We start from the raw sequence: 13,115 nt of genomic DNA on the forward strand, positions 1-13,115 counted from the left end.
AATTAAAAAATGTATATACAACACTCATGAAGTATTTTATGTCGAATGTTCTTTTTGGATGTTTTCTTTTACAATCTGTAATTTCTTTCAGTCAACTTGATCAAAATGCTCTTTTTACGCTTCCAGAAGCGAATACCACGTTAGAAATGAATAGTGTTTCAAGTCCAAAGCAAGGAACCTTGATATTTAACAATGAAGACGATCAGGTATATTATTTTAATGGCACTAATTGGTTGCCTTTTTATGGAGCAGATATTGGTATGCAGTACTATACTTGGGATATTTCAAACACCAGCTCCCCCAATATAAATAATCCACGAAATCGTGGTGTCTCTACTTCTCAAGGAAGTGTTCAAACTGCGCTCGACAATACTTTACGGGGGCTTATCGCCCCAGATAATGAAGGTTATGTTATTCTAATCAAAGGAGTTTTGAAAGTTAACAATACTGGGAACTTTACCTTTACCTCGGAATCTGACGACGGTTCTAGAATTTATATTGATAATATCATGGTTCTTAACAGCTGGTTTGATCAAGGTTCTACTACGAGATCAGCAAGTGTTGACTTGGCAAAAGGAGAACACAAAATCGAATTTTGGTATTATGAAAATAGCGGAGCCGATTTCATGGAGTTTACCTGGGGTGCAAATCCAGATGGTTATACTACGGGAAGCACTATAAATGCCAATCAGTTTTTTGTAAAATAAACTACTTGTCATTTAAACTCCAATCATATTCCAAATAAGATATTTTCGCATTATCATTTACTTTAATCGTAGAGTATTGGTTGATGAATTCAACTAAGGTTTTTTTAATGGAAAAATCTTCTTGATACCATTCAAATATTTTTGAAACTTTAACCTTGTTTAAGGTAATCTGGTTTTTACTGGTATCATTGATGAAGTTTTTCATCAAAACGTCCAGTTTCTCATCTATATTATCTTCAGTAAATGCGAAATCAACAAATTTCGGACCTGATTTCGACGCGGCGTTTATACCTACATGTATTCTCGGATCATCATGCCACCTGCGTAATATTTTATGCTCAATATAATCTAAAGTATAGGGCTTTCTACCAACAACGGCAAATGGAATTTTCCATGCATTTCTGCCTTTCCTTTTTATGTCAGTAATCGTTTTGAGAGGGTAACTATCTAAAACGAGTTTTATAGTATAGGCATTGTAAGCATTTATCCAAAAAGCTTTTGCTTTATTAGATGACCACCGTTGGCCTGGAATCGTTTTTTCCAAGTGTTTTAGGTAAATATCTAGTACTGCCCTATTCTTTCGCAATCCTTTGTAGTCAACATTTCCTTTGCCATCAACGTAGGTCTTTAACAAAGCATTAAAAACATCTGTTTGAGCGCTTGTTTGAATGCTTATGAATGCTATACATAATATAGTTATAATTTTTCGCATGTCTTTTTAGTTTAATAATAGATTGTATGAGTAATTTGACGGATAAAATGTCAACGCATTACATTTTCTATTTAAAAGTAATGTGCTAGTTAAATTGTTTATTTGTTGTATTCGTTTTTGGCACTATGCAGCATAATAACTTATATCTTCTTTCGATTGTTGATTATATTACTTAAAATGATATAGGTTTATTGATGTAAAGTGTTGTTTTGTTCATGTTTTAATTATCGTAGCGAGTCACTTGCTATAATTATATTTATACATTATTAATCGGAATTTCTAACCTTTTTAAGGTTAAGAAAAGGTTAAGGGTTTTATATTTCCATTGTTTATTTTGTAAAGTTCATTGATATCAATATCTTAGTATCAATTAATTAACTAATTTAATCCTTCTAAAAATGAAAAATTTTCTTTTCAAGACGGTAATGCTAGCCGTTGTGATTTTATGTACACAAAATTTAGCAGCTCAGAAACCTTTTAAAGTAGGTGATGAATTTGATTCTGATATTAACGTGATCAAAACGTATCAAGAATTCAAGAAATCAAGTTCTAACTCAGAAGAAAAGGAGTTAGTCTATCAGAAAGAGTTTTATTCAAAAAACTCATCGTACATTAAATTATATTTCAAAAATTTTGACTTGGCACCAGGAGATTATCTAGAAATAATCGGTAGTAATAGTAATGAGTCTGTTATCTATGGAGAACAAGGTAAAATTATTGATGATAAAATGACCATGATTAGTGATTTTTGGTCCAAAGTTCTTCTTGATGATAGAATTGTAGTGAAATTGTATTCCGCTGGAAAAGCTAGTAAGCATAAGGGATTCGAAATATCTAAAGTGGCTTACGGTTACACTGAGAAAAAAATAATGAATAAGATATTAGAGCAACAGAGATCCATTTGCTCTAATGACGACAAAGAACGGATTGCTTGCTATCAGGGTACTGAAATGTACGAGAAGGCAAAGTCTGTATGTCGACTATTGATAGGTGGTTCGTCGTTATGTACCGGCTGGCTATTGGGTAGTGAAGGGCATTTAATGACCAATAATCACTGTATAGGATCAGCATCTGATGCCCAAAACACAGACTTTATGTTTAACTATCAGTCTCAAGGTTGTTCGGGGAGTACAAATGCGCAGTCTGATGTTGTCGCATCATCTGCTACATTTATCAAAACAAATTCTTCTTTAGATTATACGTTGGTTAAGCTACCAGTAAACCCTACCAATACTTATGGGTATTTGTCTTTAAGTTCAGTGGCACCCGTGAAAGGTGATAGAATTTATATACCTCAACACCCAGGAGGAAGAAAAAAGGAAATTTCAGTTATTTCGGATAGAGATCCAACGCCAGATGGTTATTCAAGAGTGTATGAAAGTTCTTCTGGAGCTGGACAACAAGTTAGGTATTATGCCGACACCGAAGGTGGAAGTTCTGGATCGCCCGTTTTAGATTACAATTCTAATTTAGTGATAGCGATCCACAATACAGGAGGATGTCCTAATGGATCGTATGGAAGAAGTGATAATTTGATAAGCTCAATTGGAGGTGATATGCCAAATAATGGAGTTGATGGTGATGGTGGAGGAGGTAACCCACCTAATGATGAATGTTCAAATACAGTGACTTCTTTTCCATACAGTCAAAGTTTTGAAAATACGATAGGGAATTGGAGTCAGAATTCAGGGGACGATTTTAACTGGTCGCTACGTTCTGGGTCTACGCCTTCTAGTAATACTGGACCATCATCTGCAGATTCAGGTAGCTATTATTTATATATGGAGTCTTCTTCGCCTAATTATTCCAATAAAGATGCCATTATTACTTCTCCATGTTACGACCTTTCTCAGGTAACTAATGCAACCTTTGATTTTAAGTACCATATGTATGGTCGAAGTACTATGGGTTATTTAAAATTGGAAGTAAGTACAGATACAGGAAATACGTGGAATACTATTTGGCAAAAATCAGGAAATCAAGGAAACTCATGGCAATCGGCTTCTATTGATTTATCTAGTTTTATCGGTTCAAATATACAGCTTCGTTTTAATGGTATAACCGGAACAACTTGGCAGGGAGATATGGCAATAGACAACCTTTCGTTAACCACTGATGGAGGTGGATCAGGTGGAGGTAGCTCAACTGTTACACTCCAAATTATCTTTGATAATTATGCCTCTGAGACTAGTTGGCAAATTACTGATAGTGCTAACAATGTAGTAGCGTCAGGAAGTAGTTATAGCGGTCAAGCCAATGGTTCTTCACTTTCAATTTCTGAAACACTTCCAAATGGTTGTTACACATTACAATTTAATGATTCTTATGGTGATGGAATTTGCTGTGCTTATGGAGCGGGTTCATATGTGTTAACAAGTGATTCCGGAACGGTATTAGCTTCAGGTGGAGAATTTGGAAGTACTGATACTACTAATTTTTGTGTAGGTTCAGAGACTGTTCAAGGAGAGATTGAAGAGTTTATTCCGTCATCGGTAGCCATAACTGATTTGATGTTATATCCGAACCCTACTAAGAATAGTTTAAATATTAGGATCCCTGAAAGAGAATTAAGCGGTACGTACCGTCTTGTTAACATTACGGGAGCCATTGTCAAGGAAGGTCCCTTGTCAAAACTAATTTCTGTAAGCGGTATCAAAGATGGGCTTTATATACTCGAAGTGATTACTGATAAAACTTCGTATGCAAAAAGTTTTATAAAAACACAAGGTAACTAGGATTAGATTAGACTTACTAATAACCAAAAACTGCTCAGAATATTCTGAGCAGTTTTATTTTTTATATAGTATAAATATTTATAATTCGAAACCAATGTTAACCCCTAATTTCTTAGCGATTAACTTGGTGATTCGTTTTTTAACTTCTGGTATTTTTACACTTTCTAATACAGTATTGGCAAAGGCATACATCAATAGCGCTTTTGCTTCTTTTTGTGGAATACCACGCTGTTGCATATAAAATAATGCCTGATTATCTAATTGTCCTATAGTACAACCATGTGAACACTTTACATCATCAGCAAAAATTTCTAGTTGTGGCTTGGCATTAATAGTAGCCCTGTCACTAATCAATACATTGTTGTTTTGCTGGTAAGCATTCGTTTTTTGTGCTTCTTTATTAACAACTACTTTCCCATTAAAGACACCTGTAGATCGTTGGTTAAAAATACCCTTATAATCTTGATGACTTTCACAATTAGGTTCTATATGATGAACTAGCGTGTGATGGTCAACATGCTGTTTTCCTTCAATGATAGTAATTCCTTTTAAGATAGAATCGATGCGTTCTCCTTTCTGGAAAAAGTTAAGGTTATTTCTAGTAATATTACCTCCAAATGAAAAGGTATGAACCGAACAAACACTTTCTCTTTGTTGTTCAATAAAAGTGTTGTCTACCAAAGAAGCATTGATGTTGTCATTTTGAATCTTATAATAATCTAACGTAGCATGCACATCTGTGTAGATTTCAGTAACCGAATTGGTTAAAACGGGTTTGTCTGTTAAACTCTGATGGCGTTCTATGATTTGTACATGAGCATTATTATCCACTACAATCAAGTTTCTTGGCTGATTCATAGTAGCGTCTTCTTTTCCAGTAGTAAAATTGATAATTTGTATCGGTTTTTCTACTTCTACACCTCGCGGTATATGAACAAAGGCTCCTTCGTTAGCAAAGGCAGTATTTAAGGAAGTCATGTTGTCTTCCTTGGCAATTTTATTGAAGTAATTTTCAATTACTGGTTTGAATTTAGACTTGGAAAGTGCCGCAGACATTAAGCAAATATCCATCCCTTCATGCGTTGTTTCAGACAGGAAAGAACTGTATTTACCGTCGATAAAAACAATTTTATAACTGTCTATATCGTGAATAAAAAATCTCTTTACTTCTGCTAAATCAACTGCAATGTCATGATCCGGGAAAAGGCTGTAATCCTGTTTTAGAACCGAGTTTAGAGAGGTGTACTTCCATGCTTCAAGTTTCTTTGAAGGAAATCCGAGTTCTTCAAACTTTTTTAGTGCTTTTGAACGAATATCATGTACGTCAGAATTGATATCCATTCCGTTTTCAAAAGCAACATATGATGATAATAATTTTTCTTTTAACTCCATTTATTGATAGTTGTAAAATTTTAAAGTTAAAGTTAATGAGAGCTATTGTACAAACGCTCTCGTCTTTAATTCTTTATGTTAACTATTCACTTCTTCCTTAATCCAATCATATCCCTTTTCTTCTAGCTCTAATGCTAAAGAGGCATCTCCTGTTTTTACAATTTTACCATCGTATAAAATATGTACATAATCAGGTACTATATATTCTAACAAACGTTGATAATGCGTAATGATAACAACGGCGTTGTCTTTTGCTTTTAATTTGTTGACTCCATTTGCAACAATGCGCAAAGCATCGATGTCTAAACCAGAATCAGTTTCATCAAGAATAGCCAAACTAGGTTCTAACATGGCCATTTGAAAAATCTCATTTCGTTTTTTCTCTCCTCCAGAAAAACCTTCGTTTAAAGAACGAGATAAGAATTTACGGTCGATTTCTAGTAATTCAGATTTTTCACGAATCTTTTTAAGCATGTCTTTTGCCGGCATTTCTTCTAGGCCTCGAGCTTTTCGTGATTCATTAATAGCAGTTTTGATAAAGTTGGTAACCGAAACTCCCGGTATTTCGACGGGATATTGGAATGATAAAAATATACCAGCATGCGCTCTTTCTTCTGGAGCTAATTCACTAATATCTTCACCTTCCAATTCAATTGTTCCGGTAGTAACTTCGTAATCATCTTTTCCAGCGATCACTGATGATAGTGTACTTTTTCCAGCACCATTAGGTCCCATAATTGCGTGAACCTCCCCTGCTTTTACTTCAAGGTTAATTCCTTTTAAGATAACCTTATCTTCTATTTGTGCGTGTAAGTTTTTTATTTTTAACATCTTAATTTATGCTATTTATTTTTTTAGCTTATGCTTTAAGGATTGTTTTTCTATTTAATATTTAGGTGAAGGAAAGTTTTACCCAACACTACCTTCTAGCGAAATTTCCAATAATTTTTGAGCTTCAACGGCAAATTCCATAGGAAGTTTATTTAAAACTTCTTTGCTAAAACCATTTACAATTAATGCAATTGCTTTTTCTGTGTCAATACCTCGCTGATTACAGTAAAATAATTGGTCTTCTCCAATTTTACTTGTGGTAGCTTCGTGTTCTATTTGTGCTGATTTATTTTTCGCCTCTATATATGGAAAAGTATGAGCTCCACACTCATTTCCCATTAACAAGCTATCACATTGTGAAAAATTACGTGCATTGTCGGCTCTAGAATTTATTTGCACTAATCCACGATAACTGTTTTGTGATTTTCCTGCTGAAATTCCCTTTGAGATAATCGTTGATTTCGTGTTTTTTCCAAGGTGAATCATTTTGGTACCAGTATCAGCCTGTTGGTGGTTATTAGTTACCGCTATAGAATAGAATTCTCCAACAGAATTATTTCCTTTAAGGATACAACTTGGGTATTTCCAAGTAATGGCAGATCCAGTTTCTACTTGTGTCCAAGAGATTTTAGCATTGGTTTCACACAATCCTCTTTTCGTAACAAAATTGAAAACACCTCCTTTTCCTGATGGATCTCCAGGGAACCAATTTTGAACGGTAGAATACTTTATTTCTGAGTCATCTAAAGCTATTAATTCAACAACAGCTGCGTGTAATTGGTTTTCGTCTCGTTGCGGAGCTGTACAGCCTTCTAAGTAAGAAACGTAACTGCTTTTATCAGCCACCACCAAGGTACGTTCAAATTGACCAGTACCTCCTTCATTAATTCTGAAGTATGTAGAGAGTTCCATTGGGCAGCGAACCCCTTTTGGAATATAGCAAAAAGAACCGTCAGAAAATACTGCTGAGTTTAATGCTGCATAAAAGTTATCGGTTGGTGGAACTACCGATCCAATATATTTTTTAACTAATTCAGGGTGCTCATGAATAGCTTCTGAAATAGGCATGAAAATAATACCTTTTTCAGCTAATGTTTCTTTAAACGTTGTAGCTACAGAAACTGAGTCCATAATAATATCAACGGCTACATTGGCTAAACGTTTTTGTTCATCTAAAGAAATTCCTAGTTTTTTAAACGTAGCGATTAACTCAGGGTCAACCTCGTCTAAACTATCTAGCTTAGGTTTTTTCTTAGGAGCTGAATAGTATGATATGTTTTGAAAGTCAGGTTTTTCGTATGTTACATTTGCCCAATTCGGTTCTTCCATTTTTTCCCAAACTCTAAAAGCTTCTACACGCCAGTCAGTCATCCATTCTGGTTCGTTTTTCTTTTTTGAAATGGCTCGAACTACATCTTCATTGAGCCCTTTGGCAAAAGTATCACTTTCAATATCTGTATAAAAACCATATTCATACTCTTTATTTTCTAGTTCTTCTCGTAAATCGTCTTCAGTATATTTACTCATCAGTTCTAAGTTTACAGTTGTTTATAAAGAAAAGCTTTCTCCGCATCCACAAGTTCTGTTGGCATTTGGATTGTTAAAAATAAACCCTTTGCCATTTAAACCTCCAGAATATTCTAAAGTTGTACCAACAAGGTATAAGAAGCTTTTTTTGTCGACAACGATTTTTACACCATTATCCTCAAATATTTTATCGTTGTCTTGTTGATCTTTATCAAAAGTCAAATCGTATGATAAGCCTGAACAACCTCCACTTTTTACACCAACTCTTACAAAGTCTTCGGTAGCATCAAACCCATCGTAAGTCATTAACTCTACAACCTTTTTTTTTGCAGTGTCTGAAACTTTTATCATATGTTACATAGATTAAATCTTAATCAACTACAAAGATAGTGACAAAATATGATTTTTATCATTTTTTAAAATGAATATCGCTTATAGTGGCATAAAATTTGCTGATAATGGCGATTTATTCTTGAAAAGTAGCGTTGTTTATAAAGGAGTGATCTGAAAGAGTCAGGAGAAATGATTTTAAGTCGGCTTTATCCGACTCAGATATTTGAACGCCACCTTGAGCTACTTTTTTCATCAAAGGGTCAATGGTTCCAGATGACTGCAATCCTTCTGAGTAATGATTGATAACTTCTTCAAGAGTAGCAAATCGACCGTCATGCATATAGGGTGCTGTAAATAGCAAGTTTCGTAAGGATGGTGTTTTGAATTTACCGTTGTCATTAGGGTCACCTGTTACCTGACCCAGGCCTAAATCGGTAAATACAGCATCCAATCCATTATTATGAAAGGCATTGTCCGTCCATAATGGATTGTTGTTACTTCCATGACAGTGAAAACAGTCTCCTCTGTCTTCATCCATAAAAACGTCGAAACCATTTAATTCATTGGAGGTTAGCTGTTCTTGATCAAGTAAATATCTATCGAATTTTGAATTTGCAGAAATCAATGTTCTTTCAAATTGAGCGATGGCTTTTGTGATCAGTGTAGAATCAATTTTGGATGTGCCAAAGGCTTGTTTAAATAAGGTAGGGTATTCAGGGTGGTTTTCGAGTTTTGCTGCAACATCAGGCCAATTACTATGCATCTCTAGAGGGTTTTTAACAGGTTCTAAGGCCTGTCTTTCTAGACTTAACTCTTTACCATCCCAGGTAAAACGTTCATCAAAATTCCAAGCTAGGTTAAATAGTGGCATTGAATTGCGTGTTCCAGAAACACCATCTACTCCATCACTAAAGCGAATTTCATCAGAAAAGGATTTTTTCGGATCATGACAACTGGCGCATGATTGTGAATTGTTTTTTGATAAGATTTTATCAAAAAATAGGCGTTTCCCTAAAGCAATGCCTTCTTTTGTTAATGGGTTTGTAGTGGGGGTTATAGGTGCAATCAATTTTTGTTTAAAAATCTCTGGAATTTCCAATTCTACAGGTATGGGAGTATACTCCAGCTCTTCATTTTTTGGAGAGCAGCTCATGAAAATTAAGAAAAGGAGTATACTTGCTTTTTTCATGCGCTAATTATTGATTTGTAGTACCCAAACTGAACACATCGTTTCCGTTTTCTGATATTTTTTCCTGGGCTTCAAAATTCATCATTAGGTTGGTGGCAAGCTCATTTAAATCCCATTCGTTAGGGTCTTTAAACCATTGAGCAACATTCATCTTTATTTCAATGGATGCGTTATTTGTTAATGACACAGTTCCAATATTTACGATAAAAGAGGTGTCTTTTGTGTTTTGTGTAGCCATATCGTAGGCTTTGATAGCGTGAAAGTTGTATGGAGCTTCTTCTTGCTCGTTGTCAATATACTTTCCATCGAGTTGCATAAAATGATAACCACCATCTAGGTTTTGAGGTACATTCCATGAAGCCGAGTTCAGGTCGGGGTAAATACCATCTTGGTTGTCTTCATTATTAAAACCGAATGTGAAACCTAGTGTGTAAACTCCTTCTAATACTGTTAAAGGTAATTCGTGGGTTAAAGCATCAGGAGAAGACAAATCAACAAGTTTGTAGCCTTCAAATTTTATGGTGTCATTTGCAGCGTTAATAAGATGAATTCTCGAGATCAAATAACGGAGTTTTTCAATGCTTACAGAATTTTTAACTGTAGCGAACTCAAACGCGTTAAACTCGTTTTCCGAAACCGTATCGCCATCCCAATTATGGGTAAAGTTTAAAGAAATAGATACTTGTTTAACCAGTTCATCATCATCAGCGCTACATGATAAAAACAGTATTGAGAAAAGAAGTAAAAAGTAATTTTTCATTGTTTATTTTAGTTTTATAATTAGAAGATCGGTAAATCCGTTATTTTTGTTGATATCATTGTTGTCACTGCTGCTTTCACCAACACCAATTACAGTGCCGTTATTGAGTTCAGTAGCATCATAACAAAAATCTATTTCTGTTCCTCCAATAGTTTTCTGCCATAATAAGTTACCATTAGCGGCTATTTTTAAAATCCAAGCATCATTTTGACCTCTATTGATGATGTTATTGTCAGCACTTCTTGAACTACCAGAGATCAAAAAGTTCCCATCCTTTGATTTCTTTACTGAGTTGCCAACATCGAATCCAGTACCACCATAATTTTTCTGCCAAATTAAGTTTCCATCAATATCTATTTTAATAACCCATAAGTCAGCACCACCGATGTTTTTATCAACATCTTTATCCGTACTCCTTGTATTACCTACAATTAGAAACGTGTTGTTTTCGGCTTGAACAATTGATTTTGCTTCATCAATTTCTGAGCCACCAAAGTTCTTTTCCCATATAAGCGTACCTGTATTGTCAATTTTGATAACCCAAAAATCATAGGTACCCTTGTTGTTTGAGATGTCAACATCAGTACTGTCTGATGTGCCTATAAGAATAAAACCGTTATCAGTTGTTTCTGCAATGCCATATGGGGTGTCTGTAAAGGTACCGCCGTAATACTGACTCCATTCCTTTTCGCCACTACTATTTAATTTTAAAGCCCAGAAGTCACCTCCGGCGTGTAGTGTTTTAGCACTAGAATTTCCTTCACCTTCAGAGGCAGTTACATCTAGCTCTCCAGCTATTAAAAAACCATTATCTTTTGTTTCGACAAGGGTGGTTCCAATATCCCTTCCTGAGTAGCCAAAAGTTTGTTGCCATAAAATCATTCCTGTCGAATTAATTTTTACCAACCAATAATCTCTGTCCCCAGCATTATTTGTTATGTCTAAATCGTTGCTTTTAGTATATCCAAGTATGGCGTAGCCGCCATCAGAAGTCGTGATGATTTTACTTCCTCTGTCGTCATTAGAACCACCATATGTTTTTTTCCATTCCAGTACATCATCGGAAGAATATTTAAGTACAACAAAATCAAAACTAGTGTTCTCTTTTTGAGCGAAATCATGATCATTACTTTGCGTATATCCTAAAATAGTATAGCCTCCATCGTTAGTTTTTACGATCGATTGAGCAACGTCATTTTTGGTGCCACCTACTGTTTTTACAAAATCAATTTTTTGTAAAAATATAGGTTGTATAATAATCTCATCTTTGTTGCATCCAAGTGCTAAGAGGAAGACAAGGAGAGATGGGAATAGTATGTTTTTGGTCAATTCTCGGTTATTTAAAGATTATTTTTTTTGAAACCACATCATTTATTGTAAACAAATAAATTCCTGAAGAAAGTTTTTTAATGGGCACAACGAATTGCGTTGAATTGATATGTTGGTTTTCATATATCCGTTCTCCTAAAATACTGTAAATTTCAAGAGATTTAATCGTTCCGTTTTGTGCTGTAATGATCGGAGAAGAACTTGTAGGGTTGGGGCTAATAGAAAAGCTGAGCTTTTTTAGTGTTGAATCATCGGTAGAAAGTGTATCGCTCTTTCGTATGATAAATAGCCCTCTATTAATATCGTTTATGATAATATTTCCACTTTCAAAGTAAGGATATACGCTCCATACTCCATTAAAAGAAGTGTTGTCATCAGCAGGGTAAGTATCAAAATACCCTATTTCTGTCATTGAGTTCGTTGAAGCTGCAATATTAGAAATATCTAAAACTCTCATTCCAGCCGTATAACTGGCTAGAAAAAACTCATTTCCTTGAACATACCCATTATGATCAATGGCTTTACTTGGGCCATCATAAGTTGAAGACAGGGTTGGGTTGTCTAGGTCTTGCAAATCAAAAATCAATGTTCGGGTATTCATACCAAAATTTTGCTCATCCTTTTCATCTCCAAGAATAAAATATTTGTAATCTTCTGTAAACCAACCTTGATGTGTGTATCCTATTTGAGGATAATCAATACTTGATATTCTTATGATATTTTCTTTATCTGTAACATCTAGAATGACCACTTCATTTTCGTTACTTCCGATATAAATTTCCTTTCCTTGATAGTCGGGATCAGGCCCTTTATAAGTTACCACTTGTGCATCATGTGAGTATCCGTCATCCGTATAATCACCCAGATCTACCGGGGTTTTTGGTGATGAGATATCTAAAAAAATCGGACCTCCTCCATTGGTGCTTCTGCAGCCTACCAAGTAGGCAGTAGCCGTGTCTTCATTTATGATAATATTATGGCAACTACCAACCCCTGTATAAATGGAGTCAGGTGTAAAATCCTCAGGGCTGGTAACCCCTCGCAATCTCGTTAAGTCAAAAACTTGCATTCCATGCTCGCCTACATTGTCAGCGACAATGAAAGCATGATTATCGTATACTTTTACATCTCTCCAGTAATTGTTGCCTGCGTTAGAGTCTAATCTACCTAAAAACAAGGGGTTTACAGGGTCGGTGATATCTACAAAAGCGGTACTATTGGTTGTCGCAGCAATGGCGTATTCTTTTTGTGTAGTGGGGTCTGTCCATCCCCATATATCACTCCCTTCTGGGGAGGACCCATTTGAGCTGTTATTACTATTAGCTAATATTGATACTGAGGTGTGAGACATTAGATCATACCCATTACAAGGATAATCTCCTGCGGTTCCATTAGAACATGGGGTTTGCGCTGTTAAAACGCTAGACATTAATAATATTGATATAGCTGCAAAACGTTTTTTATGAACCATATGATAATTTTGAAGGGTTAAGCAAATTTAAAAAAAATAACGATAACTGTTAATATAACAGTTAAATTTCATAAAACCCCAAGGTAAGTATTTTAAAATTCAGAAAATGATAGTTTACAATTATTATTT

At 35.0% G+C, this 13,115-nt stretch carries 11 protein-coding genes; 2 read left to right on the plus strand and 9 right to left on the minus strand.

Annotated elements, in window-relative coordinates; translation table 11 throughout:
• Positions 1-26: 26 nt before the first annotated feature.
• Complete coding sequence (locus AC2TDS_RS13655) at positions 27-707, plus strand: PA14 domain-containing protein (RefSeq protein ID WP_484736134.1); 681 nt, start codon at positions 27-29, stop codon at positions 705-707.
• A gap of 1 nt (position 708) precedes the next feature.
• On the opposite strand, the gene AC2TDS_RS13660 is transcribed toward AC2TDS_RS13655, so the two are convergent.
• On the minus strand, positions 709-1,419 hold the full coding sequence (locus AC2TDS_RS13660; protein ID WP_484736135.1) for a DUF547 domain-containing protein: 711 nt from the start codon (positions 1,417-1,419) through the stop codon (positions 709-711).
• 398 nt (positions 1,420-1,817) lie between these two features.
• Here AC2TDS_RS13660 and AC2TDS_RS13665 point away from each other — a divergent pair, with 398 nt between their 5' ends.
• A complete protein-coding gene (locus tag AC2TDS_RS13665) occupies positions 1,818-4,154 on the plus strand; it encodes a trypsin-like peptidase domain-containing protein (RefSeq protein ID WP_484736136.1) in 2,337 nt (778 codons plus the stop codon).
• Between the two features lie 78 nt (positions 4,155-4,232).
• Here AC2TDS_RS13665 and sufD read toward each other — a convergent pair whose 3' ends face one another.
• The 8 genes from sufD to AC2TDS_RS13705 form a co-directional block, all read right to left on the minus strand.
• Complete coding sequence (sufD, locus tag AC2TDS_RS13670; RefSeq protein WP_484736137.1) at positions 4,233-5,546, minus strand: Fe-S cluster assembly protein SufD; 1,314 nt, start codon at positions 5,544-5,546, stop codon at positions 4,233-4,235.
• Positions 5,547-5,624: 78 nt separating this feature from the next.
• Positions 5,625-6,377 (minus strand): Fe-S cluster assembly ATPase SufC, encoded by a 753-nt coding sequence (sufC, locus tag AC2TDS_RS13675; RefSeq protein ID WP_484736138.1) that lies wholly within the window; start codon positions 6,375-6,377, stop codon positions 5,625-5,627.
• A 78-nt stretch (positions 6,378-6,455) separates the two neighbouring features.
• Positions 6,456-7,904 (minus strand): Fe-S cluster assembly protein SufB, encoded by a 1,449-nt coding sequence (sufB, locus tag AC2TDS_RS13680; protein ID WP_484736139.1) that lies wholly within the window; start codon positions 7,902-7,904, stop codon positions 6,456-6,458.
• A gap of 21 nt (positions 7,905-7,925) precedes the next feature.
• Positions 7,926-8,255, minus strand: coding sequence for a HesB/IscA family protein (locus tag AC2TDS_RS13685; protein ID WP_484736140.1), 330 nt, complete (start codon positions 8,253-8,255; stop codon positions 7,926-7,928).
• Between the two features lie 115 nt (positions 8,256-8,370).
• On the minus strand, positions 8,371-9,426 hold the full coding sequence (locus AC2TDS_RS13690; RefSeq protein WP_484736141.1) for a cytochrome-c peroxidase: 1,056 nt from the start codon (positions 9,424-9,426) through the stop codon (positions 8,371-8,373).
• A gap of 7 nt (positions 9,427-9,433) precedes the next feature.
• Positions 9,434-10,186 carry an MbnP family protein gene (locus AC2TDS_RS13695; RefSeq protein WP_484736142.1) on the minus strand — a complete coding sequence of 251 codons (753 nt, stop codon included), beginning with the start codon at positions 10,184-10,186 and terminating at the stop codon, positions 9,434-9,436.
• 3 nt (positions 10,187-10,189) lie between these two features.
• Positions 10,190-11,515, minus strand: a complete 1,326-nt coding sequence (locus tag AC2TDS_RS13700; protein WP_484736143.1) for a hypothetical protein — start codon at positions 11,513-11,515, stop codon at positions 10,190-10,192.
• A gap of 7 nt (positions 11,516-11,522) precedes the next feature.
• Positions 11,523-12,986, minus strand: coding sequence for a choice-of-anchor B family protein (locus tag AC2TDS_RS13705; RefSeq protein ID WP_484736144.1), 1,464 nt, complete (start codon positions 12,984-12,986; stop codon positions 11,523-11,525).
• Positions 12,987-13,115: the final 129 nt, after the last annotated feature.

Source organism: Tenacibaculum profundicola (assembly GCF_057220795.1).